Annotated in this window: 16 protein-coding genes; 11 read left to right on the top strand and 5 right to left on the bottom strand. The window is 65.3% G+C overall.

The window, feature by feature from the left end; translation table 11 throughout:
• Positions 1-90 precede the first annotated feature (90 nt).
• The 3 genes from serS (at position 91) to surE (ending at position 2,780) form a co-directional block, all read left to right on the top strand.
• Entirely contained in the window at positions 91-1,422 is a 1,332-nt protein-coding gene (gene serS / locus Q3C01_RS11405; RefSeq protein ID WP_458145417.1) for a serine--tRNA ligase, read from the top strand.
• Positions 1,423-1,516: 94 nt separating this feature from the next.
• Complete coding sequence (locus Q3C01_RS11400) at positions 1,517-1,882, top strand: hypothetical protein (RefSeq protein ID WP_458145416.1); 366 nt, start codon at positions 1,517-1,519, stop codon at positions 1,880-1,882.
• 130 nt (positions 1,883-2,012) lie between these two features.
• Positions 2,013-2,780, top strand: a complete 768-nt coding sequence (gene surE, locus Q3C01_RS11395; protein WP_458145415.1) for a 5'/3'-nucleotidase SurE — start codon at positions 2,013-2,015, stop codon at positions 2,778-2,780.
• A gap of 202 nt (positions 2,781-2,982) precedes the next feature.
• Here the strand turns inward: surE and Q3C01_RS11390 are convergent, their stop codons facing one another.
• Complete coding sequence (locus Q3C01_RS11390; RefSeq protein WP_458145414.1) at positions 2,983-3,354, bottom strand: response regulator; 372 nt, start codon at positions 3,352-3,354, stop codon at positions 2,983-2,985.
• 254 nt (positions 3,355-3,608) lie between these two features.
• On the opposite strand from Q3C01_RS11390, the gene Q3C01_RS11385 reads away from it, so the two are divergent.
• Both Q3C01_RS11385 and Q3C01_RS11380 read left to right on the top strand, forming a co-directional pair.
• The gene (locus Q3C01_RS11385) at positions 3,609-4,259 is read left to right on the top strand and encodes a protein-L-isoaspartate(D-aspartate) O-methyltransferase (protein ID WP_458145413.1); all 651 of its coding nucleotides are present in this window, start codon (positions 3,609-3,611) and stop codon (positions 4,257-4,259) included.
• A gap of 109 nt (positions 4,260-4,368) precedes the next feature.
• On the top strand, positions 4,369-5,769 hold the full coding sequence (locus tag Q3C01_RS11380) for a peptidoglycan DD-metalloendopeptidase family protein (RefSeq protein WP_458145412.1): 1,401 nt from the start codon (positions 4,369-4,371) through the stop codon (positions 5,767-5,769).
• A gap of 191 nt (positions 5,770-5,960) precedes the next feature.
• Here Q3C01_RS11380 and Q3C01_RS11375 read toward each other — a convergent pair whose 3' ends face one another.
• On the bottom strand, positions 5,961-6,944 hold the full coding sequence (locus Q3C01_RS11375; protein ID WP_458145411.1) for an ATP-binding protein: 984 nt from the start codon (positions 6,942-6,944) through the stop codon (positions 5,961-5,963).
• 182 nt (positions 6,945-7,126) lie between these two features.
• Here Q3C01_RS11375 and yajC point away from each other — a divergent pair, with 182 nt between their 5' ends.
• Genes yajC through Q3C01_RS11345 form a run of 6 tightly spaced genes read left to right on the top strand, consistent with a single transcriptional unit; the run spans position 7,127 to position 12,766 of the window.
• Positions 7,127-7,480, top strand: a complete 354-nt coding sequence (gene yajC, locus Q3C01_RS11370) for a preprotein translocase subunit YajC (protein WP_458145410.1) — start codon at positions 7,127-7,129, stop codon at positions 7,478-7,480.
• Between the two features lie 46 nt (positions 7,481-7,526).
• On the top strand, positions 7,527-9,125 hold the full coding sequence (gene secD, locus Q3C01_RS11365; RefSeq protein WP_458145409.1) for a protein translocase subunit SecD: 1,599 nt from the start codon (positions 7,527-7,529) through the stop codon (positions 9,123-9,125).
• Positions 9,126-9,135: 10 nt separating this feature from the next.
• Positions 9,136-10,155: a protein translocase subunit SecF gene (secF, locus tag Q3C01_RS11360; protein WP_458145408.1), complete on the top strand. Its 1,020-nt coding sequence runs from the start codon at positions 9,136-9,138 to the stop codon at positions 10,153-10,155.
• A 59-nt stretch (positions 10,156-10,214) separates the two neighbouring features.
• Positions 10,215-10,598, top strand: coding sequence for an Mth938-like domain-containing protein (locus Q3C01_RS11355; protein ID WP_458145407.1), 384 nt, complete (start codon positions 10,215-10,217; stop codon positions 10,596-10,598).
• Entirely contained in the window at positions 10,595-11,455 is an 861-nt protein-coding gene (locus Q3C01_RS11350; RefSeq protein WP_458145406.1) for a phytoene/squalene synthase family protein, read from the top strand. Before Q3C01_RS11355 ends, Q3C01_RS11350 begins: the two co-directional genes overlap by 4 nt.
• 45 nt (positions 11,456-11,500) lie before the next feature.
• The gene (locus tag Q3C01_RS11345; protein WP_458145405.1) at positions 11,501-12,766 is read left to right on the top strand and encodes a threonine ammonia-lyase; all 1,266 of its coding nucleotides are present in this window, start codon (positions 11,501-11,503) and stop codon (positions 12,764-12,766) included.
• A 136-nt stretch (positions 12,767-12,902) separates the two neighbouring features.
• On the opposite strand, the gene Q3C01_RS11340 is transcribed toward Q3C01_RS11345, so the two are convergent.
• From Q3C01_RS11340 to Q3C01_RS11330, 3 genes are all read right to left on the bottom strand, one after another.
• Positions 12,903-13,997, bottom strand: a complete 1,095-nt coding sequence (locus tag Q3C01_RS11340; protein ID WP_458145404.1) for a serine/threonine protein kinase — start codon at positions 13,995-13,997, stop codon at positions 12,903-12,905.
• 7 nt (positions 13,998-14,004) lie between these two features.
• Positions 14,005-15,444 (bottom strand): methylenetetrahydrofolate--tRNA-(uracil(54)-C(5))-methyltransferase (FADH(2)-oxidizing) TrmFO, encoded by a 1,440-nt coding sequence (gene trmFO, locus Q3C01_RS11335; protein WP_458145403.1) that lies wholly within the window; start codon positions 15,442-15,444, stop codon positions 14,005-14,007.
• A 122-nt stretch (positions 15,445-15,566) separates the two neighbouring features.
• Positions 15,567-15,719: a DUF1127 domain-containing protein gene (locus tag Q3C01_RS11330; RefSeq protein ID WP_084801802.1), complete on the bottom strand. Its 153-nt coding sequence runs from the start codon at positions 15,717-15,719 to the stop codon at positions 15,567-15,569.
• Positions 15,720-15,783 lie beyond the last annotated feature (64 nt).

Raw genomic sequence — 15,783 nt, 5'->3', positions numbered from 1 at the left:
GGCGATGACAGCCGTGCTAGGGGAAATCCGCCATTTGCAAACCTGCAACCTGAAAGTTGAAGGTTTGTAACAAGCCCCAGGACCACAGCCATGCACGACATCAAGACGATTCGCGACAATCCGCAAGCTTTCGACGCCGGCCTCGCCAGGCGTGGGTTGAAGCCGATGTCGGCGTCGCTGCTGGCGATCGACGAGAACCGGCGGGCGGCGATCCTGGCTTCCGAGCAGGCCCAAGCCCGGCGCAACGCCGCCTCCAAGGAGATCGGCGAGGCCAAGAAGGCGAAGGACGAGGCGCGCGCGACCAGGCTGATGGCCGAAGTCGCCGAGCTCAAGACCACGATGCCGGAGCTCGAAGCGGCCGCGAAGGCAGCCGACGAGGAGCTGGCAAAGGAGCTTTCGGCGATCCCCAATCTTCCGCTTGCCGAAGTGCCTGATGGCGTCGACGAGCACGGCAACGTGCAGCACCACGTGTTCGGCAACAGGCGCAACTACGCGTTCACGCCGAAGCTGCATGACGATCTCGGCCATGCGCTCGGCTACATGGACTTCGAGGCTGCGGCAAAGCTCTCGGGCGCGCGCTTCGTCGTGCTGAAAAAGGGCCTCGCGCGGTTGGAGCGTGCGATCGGCCAGTTCATGCTCGACCTGCATACGAACGAGCATGGCTACACCGAGATCAACCCGCCGCTCCTGGTACGCAACGAAGTCATGTTCGGCACCGGGCAATTGCCGAAATTCGAGGACGACCAGTTCTGGGCGATCAAGGGCGAGCTGCTCGCCGCGCCTGATCATGAGCGGCTGCAGACCGAGCGTCTCGGAATCATTCCGACCGCGGAGGTGGCGCTCACCAACCTCGTTCGCGAATCCATCCAGGATGAGAAACAACTTCCGATGCGGCTGACCGCGCTGACCCCGTGTTTTCGCGCGGAGGCGGGCGCTGCAGGGCGCGATACGCGCGGCATGATCCGGCAGCACCAGTTCACCAAGGTCGAGCTGGTGTCGATCACGACGCCGGAGACGAGCAAGGACGAGCACGAGCGCATGCTTGCCTGTGCCGAGGAGGTGTTGCGGCGGCTAGACCTGCATTATCGCGTGATGACGTTGTGCACCGGCGATATGGGCTTTTCGTCGCAGAAAACGTATGACATCGAGGTCTGGATGCCGGGCCAGGGCGAGGGTGGGGCATTCCGCGAGATCTCGAGCTGCTCGGTGTGCGGCGATTTCCAGGCCCGCCGCATGGACGCGCGTTCGCGCGGGCCAGACGGCAAGCCGCGGTTCGTCCATACGCTCAACGGTTCCGGCACCGCGGTCGGACGCGCGCTGATTGCGGTGATGGAGACCTATCAGCAGGAGGACGGCTCGATTGCCGTTCCGGACGTGCTGCAACCCTACATGGGCGGGCTGAAGGTGGTCGCGCGCGAGTAGGGCATGTTGCCTGCCTGAAACGCGGAAACGTTTGGTTGCGAAGATCGGGCGGCCGGTTATCCTGACGGCCGTCCGACTTCTCCGGCGACCATTCATGGCCCTGCACCGCGACATCTTCTGGATCGGCAGACAATGGTCGGTGACCGGCTTTGGCGTCCAAGCGGTCGACCAGCGGTTGCGCGGCGCGCTCGACATCGAGATCGCGCGGCTTTGGGACGACGATTTCGTGCAAAGCCGGCGCGCCAAGCCCGGGATCAATCTCGAGGATTTTGACAAGGCGTTGACGCAGGCGCGCACGCGCTATCCGCAGGCGCAAGCACCGGTGCAAGTTGTAATTGACCTGCCGCCTGCACCGGCACCCGTCGCACCACCTCCGAAACCTGCCCCGCCGGTCGTGCTCGCCTTGCGAGCGGAAGGCCGGCTGGCGCGCTTCCTGCCGCAATGGCGCATCCGCCGCTAGGCGACGGGCGTGCCGAAAGCCGTTGGTAGGTTCCAGACGGCCCGGAAACTCCCCCCTTTCGCCGGTTTGCCTGATCGGTCATAGCCGGATAAGACCTCCTCAGAGGCCCCCTCAGGAATCGATCTGACGCATGCGCATTCTCTGCACCAATGACGACGGTATCCACGCGCCCGGCCTCAAGGTCGTGGAGGAGATCGCACGCGCCCTGTCCGACGATGTCTGGGTCGTGGCACCCGAGCTCGACCAGTCCGGCGTCTCGCATTCGTTGTCGCTGAACGATCCCTTGCGCCTGCGCGAGGTCGGCCCTCGGCACTTCGCGGTGAGGGGGACGCCGACCGACTGCGTCATCATGGGCGCGCGCCATATCCTTGGGGCGACGCTGCCCGACGTCGTGCTGTCCGGCGTCAACAAGGGCCGCAACGTCGCCGAGGACGTCGTCTATTCCGGCACCATCGCGGGTGCGCTCGAAGGCACCATTCTGGGCCTGCCGTCGTTCGCGCTGTCACAGGAATTCAGCGTCGAGACGCGTGAGCGTCCGCCATGGGATACCGCGCGCAAGTTCGGCCCCGACATCCTGCGCAGGGTGCTCAAGGCCGGCGTGCCCAGGAACACCGTGATCAACGTCAATTTTCCGTCCTGCGCGCCGGAGGAGGTTCTCGGCATCCGCGTGACGCGGCAGGGCAAGCGCAATCTCGGCTTCCTCAGGATCGACGAGCGCCGCGACGGCCGCGGCAATCCCTATTTCTGGATCGGCTTCGAGCGCGCCGCGATGATGGACCTGCCGGAGGATGGCACCGATCTCGCCGCGCTGCGCGAGCGTTACATCTCGGTGACGCCGCTGAAGCTCGACCGCACCGATGAGGCCTTTTCGCAGGCGCTCGGCGAGACGCTGAAATAGGGCCGGGTTCGCCGTCGTGAGAGGCCTTCGGCCTGACGTCTTCGGGGGCCGTCCAGCAAATCATCGAAAACAACCCCATGCAAAGTAGCCGAGGGTTGCCGGGCAGGGGGTTCGTATTTTTCGAAATCGATTGACGTGTCGGGCAAATCACCGGCATAAGTCCAGCATCGCAGCACGTAGGATCGGCGATGCCTAATCGGCGTCAGCCACCGCGCAGCGCGGACTCGATGGTCTTGCCCAGTGCGTCGAGCTGAAATGGTTTTTGCAGCGCGGGCCGGTCGCGATACTGCTCGGGCAGGCCGGACGAGCCGTAGCCGGTGGCGAAGATGAAGGGCCGGCCCTTGGCCTTAATGACGTCTGCGACCGGCGAGATCACCTTGCCATTGACGTTGACGTCGAGGATGGCGAAATCGAATTCGGTCGACTGTGCAAGCCGCATCGCTTCGGAAATGTCGCCAGCCTCGGCCGCGACCTTGTAGCCAAGCTCTTCGAGCATGTCTGCGACCATCATCCTGATCATGACCTCGTCCTCGACGAGGAAAACAGAACCGCCCGAAGGCCGTGTCGCAGTCATTCCGTGAGTCCTTGCCCTTCCCATCAAACGTTCGCAGATAAAACCATGCGACGCAACGAGCGTTTGGACAAACCCCGATCTGGAAATGGCGGCATGACCAATTCCGCGTAAAGCAGATTCTGTGGTCAGATGCCGTGGCAGAAGTTTATCATGGGTTCCTGCGCCGGAACAAGAATCCCGCGGCTGCGACGAAGGTCGCAACTGCATGGCGGGTTCGGCCCGGCCGAGATGAAAACGCGACGAAAAATTAGCCAATGACCACCAATCAGCATCCGCCGGAAAAGATGTTGTTTCAGCTCACGCTGCGACGTCGCGGCATCAGTGATCAGGCGGTGCTGCGCACCATGGAGGAGGTGCCGCGCGATCTGTTCGTCGAGGCGGCGGACCGCGAGGACGCCTACCGCGACAGCGCGCTCCCGATCGCCTGCGGGCAGACCATCAGCCAGCCCTTCGTCGTTGCCTACATGACCGAGCAGCTTCGGTTGCAGAAGCAGCATCGCGTGCTGGAGATCGGCACCGGCTCCGGCTACCAGGCCGCAGTGTTGTCGCGGCTTGCCGGGCATGTCCTGACGGTCGAGCGCTATCGCAAACTCGCTGATACGGCGCGCGCCCGGCTGGAGAATCTCGCCTGCCACAATGTAGAGGTGATGCTCGGCGACGGTCTCGATCTGCCGCCCAATATCGGTCCCTTCGACCGCATCATCGTCACCGCCGCGATGGAAGAGATCCCGGACAATCTGATCGAGCGGCTCGAGGTCGGGGGCATCCTGATTGCGCCGGTCGGACCCCATCAGGGGGTGCAGACCCTGATCCGTCTGACCCGCACCGAGACTGGGACCGAGCGCAGGGAACTCGTCGACGTCCGCTTCGTCCCCGCGCTGCCTGGCGTGGCCCGCGAGTTGTAGAATTCCGGATCGGCAGTGCTGCCAACACCTTATTGGGAGGGTTAAGCGGTTATTTACTCGGCGCGTGTTTACTTAAAAGACCAGTTCAGTTGCGTACGAGTGAGTAACCATGTCCGCTCTTGCCGAGTTGCTTTACTCGCGCCGCGTGCCGCAGGTCGCGGTCCTGGCGCTGATCTCGTTCGGTTTCGCCGGATGCAGCGCCGATATGTCGTCGCGGCTTTCGCAGTCCAACTTCTCCAATCCCTTCGCGTCCCAGGACTCCACCGGGTCGGTGCAGCAGGCGCCGCCGCAGCAGCGCGAGCTGCCGCAATATGCACGGCCGCAGACACAGCCCGGCTATTATCAGTCCCAGCCGTTGCCGCCACCTGCGATCGCCGCGCCACAATCCTCTCCCGTCGCAGCAAGCGGGGGTGTAGCCGGAGGCGGGCGTGGCATGGGGTCCTATGCGCCGCCGGCACAGCCGCATCTCGAGGCCACTGGTACCGTGCCGCCGCGTTCGGTTGCCGCGGCCCGTCCCGCCGGTGGAACCAGGATCATCGTTGGTACCAGCGACACGCTCGATGTGCTTGCCAAACGCTATCACGTCACTCCGCAGGCGATCCTCGCCGCCAATGGCTACAAGGGCCCGCGCGCGCTCTCGCCCGGCCAGCAGATCGTCATTCCGCATCCGGCGGCAGTCGCCGCGGCGCCTGCGCTGGCCATGGCTCCGGTTGCCGCAGCGCCAGTCGCGGCGCCCGCAGCGAAACCGGTGGTGGCCGCCAGCGCGCCGGCCGGCACTCACTTCGTCAATCGTGGCGACACGCTCGCCAGCATCGCGCGCAAGAACCACATTCCGGTGGCCGAGCTCGCGCGCGCCAATGGTCTCGATCCGTCCGCCAAGCTCAAGCTCGGCACCAAGCTGACCGTGCCGAGCGGCAAGACCGCGGCCGTTGCCGCGCCGGCTGCTCCCGTGGCGGTAGCTGCAGCGCCCGTTGCCGTTGCTCAGCAGCCAGCCGCGGTCGCAACCGTGCCCGCCACCAGGGTCGCGGCTGCCGCACCGGTGCAGAGCGCACGGCTGGCCCAAGCCACTGCCAACGTCGAAGAGAAGTCCGCCGAGACGCCGGCGAAGGCCGCGGACGCTACCGGCGCGCTGCCGACCTTCCGCTGGCCGGTGCGCGGCAAGGTGATCACGAGCTACGGCGCCAAGACCAACGGCAAGAGCAATGACGGCATCAATCTCGCGGTGCCCGAAGGCACGCCGGTCAAGGCCGCTGAAGACGGCGTCGTTGCCTATTCCGGCAACGAGCTGAAAGGTTACGGCAATTTGGTCCTGGTTCGGCACTCCAACGGCTACGTCACCGCATATGCCCATGCGAGTGAGTTGTTGGTGAAGCGCGGCGACACCATCAAGCGTGGCCAGGTCATTGCCAAATCGGGTCAATCCGGGGAGGTGGCGTCGCCGCAGCTCCACTTCGAGATCCGCAAAGGATCAAACCCGGTTGACCCGCTTCAATTCCTGAACGGGGCGTGAGACGCGAGCTCTAGGAGGGGCGCTCGCGATCACCACAATAACGCTGTCATCGCCCGCGAAAGCGGGCGATCCAGTATTCCAGAGACAGCGACGGGATACGGAGAAGCCGCGGCGTACTGGATTCCCCGCTTTCGCGGGGAATGACAGCAGTGAGTGGGGCACGACTTTCCGACTTCGGGACCCTCCGGCTCTTAATTCGCCGTCAGCTTCACACCCAGCCGTCCCGCCAGCTCCTGCACGAACTGCCAGGCAACGCGGCCGGAGCGTGAGCCGCGCGTGGTCGACCATTCCAGGGCCTCGCGCTCCAGCGCCTCGTCGTCGACCTTGATGCCGAAATGTCCGCAATAGCCGCGCACCATCGCGAGATATTCATCCTGGCTGCAGCGGTGGAAGCCGAGCCACAGGCCGAAGCGGTCCGACAGCGAGACCTTCTCCTCGACCGCTTCACCCGGATTGATCGCGGTGGAGCGCTCGTTCTCGATCATGTCGCGCGCGAGCAAATGACGGCGGTTGGAAGTGGCGTAGAGGATGACGTTGTCGGGCCGGCCCTCGATGCCACCTTCGAGCACGGCCTTGAGCGATTTGTAGGACGCATCATTGCCGTCGAAGGAAAGGTCGTCGCAGAACACGATGAAGCGGAAGGACGAGCCGCGCAATTGCTCCATCAGCGCCGGCAGCGTCTCGATGTCCTCGCGATGAATCTCGATCAGCTTGAGTTTGTCGGAGGCTTTCCGCTCCGCATTGATGCTGGCATGCGTAGCCTTCACCAGCGACGACTTGCCCATGCCGCGCGCGCCCCAGAGCAGAGCGTTGTTGGCGGGGAGGGCGTTTGCGAAGCGCTCGGTGTTCTCGATCAGGATGTCGCGCATCCGGTCGATCCCCTTGAGCAGGAAGAGGTCGACACGGCTGACCCGTGGCACCGCCGAGAGGCGGCCATCCGGATGCCAGACGAAGGCGTCGGCACGCTCGAACGAGGTAGGCGCGGCGATGGCCGGTGTCTGGGTCGAGAGGTGCGCCGCGATGGTCTCGAGCGCACGCACGATGCGCTCCTGTGCGAGGTCGGCGCCGGCCGTTGTGGGGCGTTTTGCCGCGAAGCGGGTGGGCTTTCGGGCAGGGGTCTTGACGAGGGCCTTGGTGGCCTTGGCGCCGGCGGTTTTGCTTGGTTTTTTTGGCATGTCGGAAGTTCCTGAGAATGCAGCCTTATCGGGCCTGAGCGCCGCCCGCAAGGTGGCCAAATCGTCAGTCTGGCAGCGTTGCAATTGGGACCGCTGCCGCTATAGTCCGCGCGAAATTTGACCGGCCCGGCTGGCCCAAAGGGGGCAACGCCGGCCTTCTTCCGTTCACGAGGATCGTCCGAATGTTCATTACCCCTGCGTATGCCCAGGCCGCGGGCGCCGGCGACACCAACAGCATGTTGATGTCGCTGCTGCCGTTCGCCCTGATCTTCGTGATCATGTACTTCCTGATTCTGCGGCCGCAGCAAAAGAAGGTGCGCGACCATGCCGACCTCGTGAAGAACATCCGCCGCGGCGACACGGTCGTGACCTCGGGCGGTCTCGTCGGCAAGGTCACCAAGGTCGTCGACGACGACCAGATCGAGTTCGAAATTTCCGACGGCGTGCGGGTGCGGCAGATGCGCCAGATGATCTCCGGCGTACGCGCCAAGGGCGAGCCGGCCAAGGACAGCGCCAAGGACGACTCGGCGAGCTGATCGCTCGTTCGAGCCTCGTAGTCTACTGATCTGACAGGTTCACTCGATGTTGTATTTCACGCGGTGGAAGGCGCTGGGGATCATCCTTGTGGCGCTGATCGTGTGCCTCTGCGCGGTCCCGAACTTCTTTCCCGAGGCACAGGTCAAGACCTGGCCCGCCTGGGCGCAGCGCCGCCTGGTGCTCGGCCTCGACCTTCAGGGCGGCTCCTATCTGCTGCTCGAAGTCGACTCCAATTACGTCAAGAAGGAGAAGCTCGACCAGGTCCGCGACGACGTTCGCCGCGTGCTGCGTGAGGCCAAGATCGGTTACACCGGGCTGGCGTCGAAGGGCGATGCGGTCGAGGTCCGCGTCAAGGACACCGACCTTCAGAATGCACTGTCCAAGCTGCGCGACCTCTCGCAGCCGCTCGGCGGGCTGCTCGGCTCCAACGGCCAGCGCAGCCTTGAGATCAGCGATGCGGGCGGTGGGCTGATTCGCCTGACCGTGCCGCAGGCCGCGATCACCGAGCGCGTGCGCCAGACCATCGAGCAGTCGATTCAGATCGTCGAGCGCCGTGTCAACCAGCTCGGCACCGTCGAGCCGGTGATCCAGCGGCAAGGCACCGACCGTATCCTGGTCCAGGTGCCGGGTCTGCAGGATCCGACCCGCCTGAAGGAGCTGCTCGGCAAGACCGCGAAGATGGAATTCCGCATGGTCGACCCCTCGGTGCCGCCCGACCAGGCGCAGAAGGGAAGCCTGCCGCCTGAATCCGAGCTCCTGATGAGCGCGAGCTCGCCCAAGGTGCCTTACGTCGTGAAGAAGCAGGTGCTGGTCTCCGGCGGCGACCTGACCGATGCCCAGCCGGGCTTTGATCAGCGCACCGGTGAGGCGGTCGTCAACTTCAAGTTCAATACGTCGGGCGCGCGCAAGTTCGCGCAGGCCACGCAGGAGAATGTCGGCCTGCCGTTCGCGATCGTGCTGGACAACGAGGTGATCTCGGCGCCCGTCATCCGCGAGCCGATCACCGGTGGCCAGGGCCAGATCTCCGGCAGCTTCACGGTGCAATCCGCGAACGACCTTGCGATCCTCCTGCGCGCCGGTGCGCTGCCGGCGCCCTTGACCGTCATCGAGGAGCGCACCGTCGGTCCGGGCCTTGGCCAGGACTCGATCGAGAAGGGCGAGCTGGCGGCCTATGTCGGCTCGATCATGGTCATCGTCTTCATGCTGTTGACCTACCGGCTGTTCGGCGTGTTCGCCAACATCGCGGTGGCGATCAACGTCGCCATGATCTTCGGCCTGTTGTCGCTGCTCAACGCCACGCTGACGCTGCCCGGCATCGCCGGCATCGTGCTCACCGTCGGCATCGCGGTCGACTCCAACGTGCTGATCTATGAGCGTATCCGCGAGGAGCTGCGCGGCGGGCGCAACGCGATCTCGGCGATCGACGCCGGCTTCAAGCGGGCGCTTGCGACCATTCTCGATTCCAACATAACGACCTTCATTGCCGCTGCCGTGCTGTTCTATATCGGTACCGGTCCGGTGCGCGGCTTCGCCGTGACGCTCGGCATCGGCATCATCACCACGGTGTTCACCGCCTTTACGCTGACCCGGCTGATCGTGGCCTGGTGGGTGCGGTGGAAGCGGCCGCAGAGCGTGCCGATCTAGGAGCCTGATTGTGACTCACTTCGTTCTCATCGGGCTTGGCGTCCTCATTGCCGTCCTCACCGTGGTTGCCGCGCTCGGCCTGCTGCCGTCGCTGCGCATCGTACCGGACAATACGCATTTCGACTTCACGCGCTTCCGCCGTATCAGCTTCCCGATCTCGGCGGCGCTGTCGATCGTCGCGATCACGCTGTTCTTCACCCACGGGCTGAATTTCGGCATCGACTTCCGCGGCGGCACGCTGCTCGAGGTGCAGGCCAAGTCGGGCACCGCCGACATCGCGGCAATGCGCACTGCGCTCGACGCACTGGGGCTCGGCGAAGTCCAGTTGCAGCAGTTCGGCGGTCCCGAGAACGTCCTGATCCGCGTTGCGGAGCAGCCCGGCGGCGATGCCGCCCAGCAGGAAGCCGTGCAAAAGGTGCGCGGCGCGCTCGGTGACACCGTCGAATACCGCCGCGTCGAGGTGGTGGGCCCGCGCGTCTCCGGCGAGCTGCTTGCCTACGGCATGCTCGGCCTGATGCTCGCGATCGTCGCGATCCTGATCTATCTCTGGTTCCGCTTCGAGTGGCAGTTCGCGCTCGGCGCCATGATCGCCAACGTGCACGACATCGTGCTCACGATCGGCTTCATGTCGATCAGCCAGGTCGATTTCGACCTGACCAGCATCGCGGCGCTTTTGACGATTCTCGGCTACTCGCTCAACGATACAGTCGTCATCTATGACCGTATTCGTGAAATGCTGCGGCGCTACAAGAAGATGCCGATGCCGCAGCTCCTCAACGAGTCCATCAACTCGACACTGTCGCGCTCGATCATCACCCACGTCACGGTGACGCTGGCCTTGCTCGCGCTGCTGCTGTTCGGCGGCCACGCCATCCACAGCTTCACCGCCGTGATGATGTTCGGCGTCGTGCTGGTCGGTACCTACACCTCGATCTTCATCGCGGCCCCGATCCTGATCTATCTCGGCGTCGGCGAGCACCGCGAGGATGCCGTGGATCCGGCTACGCCGGCCAAGAAAAATCGGCCATGATCCGAACCGCGGGCCCTCGCAGGAGTTTGCGAGGGCATTAGCCAATTCGGACGAATCCCATGGCCGGCGATCCAAACGCTCCACATTTCCCGCGCTCGGCGCCGATCGACGCCTATGGCAAGGGCGGCTTCGCCTTTGCCGGCATGTCGCATCGCGGCTCGCTGCTGTGCCTGCCCGACGCGATCTGGGCGTGGGACGTGACCGATCCCGCCAAGATCGACCGCTATTCGCTGGAGCGGGTCTTTGCCGCGGCCAACAGCATCGACACGCTTCTGATCGGCACCGGTGCCGGCGTCTGGCTGCCGCCGCCAGAGCTGCGCCAGGCGCTCAAGGCGGTGAGGGTGGTGCTGGATACGATGCAGACCGGCCCTGCCGTGCGTACCTACAACATCATGATCGGCGAGCGGCGGCGGGTCGCGGCGGCCCTGATCGCTGTGCCATGAGCGGCAGCGCGCCAGCGACTGACGCTGCCTTCTGCGCCGATCTCGTGCGCAGCCACGATTTCGCGCGCTACGCCGCGACCCTGTTCGTATCAGCCAATGAGCGCCGCGCGCTGCTCGCACTCTATGCTTTCAACGCCGAGATCGTTCGCGTCCGCGATCAGGTGACCCAGCCGCTGCCGGGCGAGATCCGCCTGCAATGGTGGACCGACATGCTGGCCGGCCATGTCCATGGCAGCGCTGAGGGTAATCCTGTCGCCGCCGAGCTCCTGGTCGCGATCCGCGACTACGATCTGCCGGTCGAGCCGCTGTCGCGACTCGTCGAGGAGCATCAGTTCGACCTCTACAATGACCCGATGCCAACCATGGCCGCGCTGGAGGGGTATCTCGCCGAAACGTGCTCGGCGCTGTTGTCGCTTGCCGCACGGATCTGCGCGCGGCCGTCTGAGGCGGTCGATCATCTCGCCCGCCACGCCGGCCTCGTGCAGGGCATGGTGCAGGTGATCGCGAGCCTGCCGCGCGATGCCGCGCATCGGCAGCTCTTCGTGCCGCAGCAACTCCTGGAGAGCCACGGCAGCACCGTCGAGGAGGTGTTTGCCGGCAAGGAGACGCCGACGCTGCGCGCGGCGCTGGATGAGCTTGCGAGCGAGGCGCGAAAGCATATCGCGACGGCGACCTCGCTGCTGGCGGAGATACCGCCGTCGGCAAGGCCGGCGTTCCTGCCGCTGGCAACGGCGCGCCGCGATCTGGCGCGCCTGTCCCGCGCGGATCGCAATCCCTTCCTGCCGCAGCCGCCGTCGCGGCTAGGAACCCTGTGGACGCTCTGGCGGGCCTCGCGGTCGCGGCAATTTACCAAATAGCGGCTCCCGTATCGCCGGGTCCTGCCAAATGCCCTATATTACCCTATGGCCGAAGCACTCGACACCACCTCGCACGACACGCTGGATCCGGCGGTCGACCTGAGCGGCCTTCCGGTCACGCTCGCCGACGTGGGCGCGGCCGCGGACGTGGTCCGCGGCGCCATCGTCGAGACGCCCTGCAACTACAGCCGGACGCTGAGCGCGATCTGCGGCTGCGATCTCTGGCTCAAGTTCGAAAATCTCCAGTTCACCTCCTCGTTCAAGGAGCGCGGCGCCCTCAACCGCCTGACTGCGCTCTCTGCGGAGGAACGGCAACGCGGCGTCATCGCGATGTCGGCCGGCAATCATGCGCAGGGCGTTGCCTATCACGCCAAGCGCCTCGGCATTCCCGCGACCATCGTGATGCCGGTCGGCACGCCGATGGTGAAGATCGAGAACACCAGGCATCACGGCGCCGAGGTGATCGTCACCGGCGCGACCCTGGAAGAGGCCGCCGCCTTCGCGCGCGCAAGCGGCGATGCGCGCGGCATGATCTTCGTCCATCCCTATGACGATCCGCTCGTCATCGCCGGGCAGGGCACGGTCGGGCTCGAGATGCTCAAGGCGGTGCCGGAGCTGGATACGCTGGTCGTTCCGATCGGCGGCGGCGGCCTGATCAGTGGCATCGCCATTGCGGCCAAGGCGCTCAAGCCGTCCTTGCGAATTCTCGGCGTCGAGGCCTGGCTCTATCCCTCGATGTACAACGCCGTCCATGACGGCAACCTGCCCGCGCGCGGCGACACGCTGGCCGAAGGCATCGCCGTGAAGTCGCCAGGCAAGATCACGACCGAGATCGTCCGCCGCCTCGTCGACGACATCGCGCTCGTGAACGAGGCAGAGCTCGAGCGCGCCGTTGCGACCCTGATCTCGATCGAGAAGACCGTGGTGGAGGGGGCGGGCGCCGCCGGACTTGCTGCGATCATGAGCGATCCCTCGCGCTTTGCCGGCCAGAAGGTCGGCCTTGTCCTGAGCGGTGGCAATATCGACACGCGGCTGATCGCCTCGGTGCTGACCCGCGAGCTCGCGCGCGAGGGACGGCTGACGCAATTGTCGCTCGACATTCCCGACAGGCCGGGCCAGCTCGCCGCCGTGGCCGCGCTCTTGGCGGAAGCCGGCGCCAACATTATCGAGGTCTCGCACCAGCGGACCTTCTCCGACCTGCCGGCCAAGGCGACGCTGCTTCAGCTCGTCATCGAGACGCGCGATGCCGCCCATCTCGATGAGGTCATGGCCAAGCTCGGCGCCTCCGGCCTGAGCGCGCGCTGCACGTGAGCCGCAGCTAGCGCGTCGGGACTAGGCTTGAATGTTTGCCACGAAGGAGGTGCGCTCCCTCTCCCGCTTGCGGGGGAGGGCTGGGGTGGGGGTGTCGCCGCAATCGAGACTCCCAACGTGTAAAGAGCCCCACCCTTTAGCTTGTCGGCAAATCCGCCTCGAAGTTGAAGCGGTCGCGCAAGTTCTTGCGTTGCTCGAGGATATCCTTGAGGAACGCGCGGTCCTGGTCGCTCGTGATCATCGGCTCGATCAGATCGAGCTGGTTCATCGCCACGAGCTGGAGGATCTCGGTGCGCGGCTTGCCGACGGCATCGCGCGGCAGCGCATGCACGACCTGGATATGCTCGGGCGGCTTTGGTCCCTTCGCAGCGGCGAGCTCGTTGCGAAGCTGGCCTTCGAGCGCCGACTGGTCCGCCTCGACGAAGGCGTAGAGCCCGACGCCGGATCGACGGTCGGCGAAGGCGACGATGGCGGTATCGCGCACGGCGGGATTCTTGCGGATCAAATCGGCCAGCACGGGCGCGTCGTTGACCAGCCTGCGGCCACCGCCCTCGCGGTCGGTGAAATTGAACAGACCGCGGGTGATCGCGCGATAGACCTTCTTGCCGGTGGCGAGCCAAAGGCTAGCAGCAAAGGATTTCTTCGCCAGGATCTTGCGCTCCCTTGGCGTCAGCGCCTCGGGCGCATAGGAGCGCTTGTGCTTTAGCAGATGCCGGAGGTCCTCGTAGGCGAGAATGCGATACAGCCGGCCGCGACGCTCAAAGCAGGCGGCGAGCTGGAAGTCGGTCACATAGGCGCGGCCGTCGCGGCCGACCAGCCAGTTCTGCTCCTTCGCAAGGTCGTTATGGCAGATGCCGGCGCGGCGAAGCCGACGCAGCGCGTCCTTGGCGGAACGGAAGTAGGCGACATTGCCATGCGGCTTGGCCAGATGCAGCGCGACCCCGTCGACGAAGCCGCGGACCAGCGCGCGACGCCCGGCCCATAACAGCTCGGGGCCGATGTTCAGGCCCTTAGCCAGCGCCAGCGCATGTTTCTCGCGCGCGAACAGATGGCGCGCCAGCACAAACGACCACCACGGCACCTCGTCGAGCCGGCGCAGCACCGCATCGACCTCTCCGCGCTCACTCCTGAAACGGCCGCGCTCGACAGTCGAGAACACGTCGCGCTTCAGAAGCACGCCCTCGGTCCAGCGCGCCGCGAGCACTGCGGCGTCTTCTTTGGGTAGGCTCATGACAGGCTCACGCCGCTGCGGCGATGTTTTGGTGATCGGCGATCCAGCGATCGAGATCGGCAAGCGCACGGGCGCTCATCGCCTGTTTCTTGGCGACCGTCTTCTCGTTGCCGCGCAGCCGCGTGCCGTCCGGCTTTTTGGTCGGCAGGGTCGCAAGCGGCGGGAACAGGCCGAAATTGACGTTCATCGGCTGGAACGAGCGCGTGCCCGGCTCGATGGTCTCGATATGGCCGCCGGTGATGTGGCCGAGCAGCGCTCCCAATGCCGTCGTCGCCGGCGGGCTGGCGAGCTGCTCGCCACGTGCGTCCGCCGCCGCATAGAGGCCGGCGATCAGGCCGACGCTGGCGGATTCCACATAGCCCTCGCAGCCCGTCATCTGCCCGGCAAAGCGCAGCCGCGGCTGCGCGCGCAGACGGAGCTGGCCGTCGAGCAGCTTCGGCGAGTTGAGGAAGGTGTTGCGATGCAGGCCGCCAAGGCGCGCGAACTCGGCCTTCTCCAGTCCCGGAATGCTGCGGAAGATGCGCTGCTGCTCGCCGTATTTCAATTTCGTCTGGAAGCCGACGATGTTGTAGAGCGTGCCGAGCTTGTTGTCCTGGCGGAGCTGCACGATCGCGTACGGCTTGGTCGTCGGATCGTTCGGATTGGTCAGCCCGACCGGCTTCATCGGGCCATGACGCAACGTCTCGGGCCCGCGCTCGGCCATCACCTCGATCGGCAGGCAGCCGTCGAAATAGGGCGTGTTGGTCTCCCACTCCTTGAACTCGGTCTTCTCGCCGGCAATCAGCGCGGCGACGAAGCCGTCATACTGTTCCTTCGTCATCGGGCAGTTGATGTAGTCGGCGCCATTGCCGCCGGGACCGACCTTGTCATAGCGCGACTGGAACCATGCGACCGACATGTCGATGGAGTCGCGGTGCACGATCGGCGCGATCGCATCGAAGAAGGCGAGCGCGCTTTCATCCGTCAGTTCGCGGATGGCGTCCGCCAGCGGCGCAGAGGTGAGGGGGCCGGTCGCGACGATCACATTGTCCCAGTCGGCCGGCGGCAGGCCGCCGACCTCGCCGCGGGCAATCTCGATCAGGGGATGCTCGTTCAGCGCCTTGGTGACGGCCGCGGAAAAGCCCTCGCGGTCGACGGCCAGCGCGCCGCCTGCGGGAACCTGGTTGGCGTCCGCCGCGCGCATGATCAGCGAGCCGAGACGACGCATTTCGGCGTGCAGGAGGCCGACGGCGTTGTTGGCGGCATCGTCGGAGCGGAACGAGTTCGAGCAGACGAGCTCGGCGAGCCCGTCGGTGCGGTGGGCCTCGGTCATGCGGCTCGGCCGCATCTCGTGCAGCACCACGGCTACGCCTGATCTGGCAACCTGCCAGGCGGCTTCGGAGCCGGCGAGGCCCGCGCCGATGATGTGTACGGTCTTGGAACTGGTCTTGGAGTGGGATCCTGTCATGGGCGCGACAGGTAGCGCTTTTCAGTCTCGAGTGGAATCGCCGTGATGGCGTTTCTCACCCCAGAAACGACAACGCCCGCACGAGGCGGGCGCTATCGGTTGGTCCGGTCCGTGAAGGCCAATCAGCCCTTGTAGGCGCCGGCGGCAACGCGCGGAATGTCCGAACGGTCGAGGCCGATGTCGGCCAGTTCGCGATCGCTGAGCTGCGAGAGTTCAGCAACGTTGCGCTGATAGTCCCGGAAAGCGTGGATCATACGGATGAGCGAGAGCAGCATGGTAGTCTCCTGTAGTTCGATTCAGCCCTTGACCTGAGCATCATCGTTGAAATGAATATAGAAG

This window comes from Bradyrhizobium sp. UFLA05-109 (assembly GCF_054185165.1).
The sequence above is the reverse complement of the archived record's forward strand: the minus strand, read 5'-3'. Positions and strand labels throughout refer to the sequence as shown.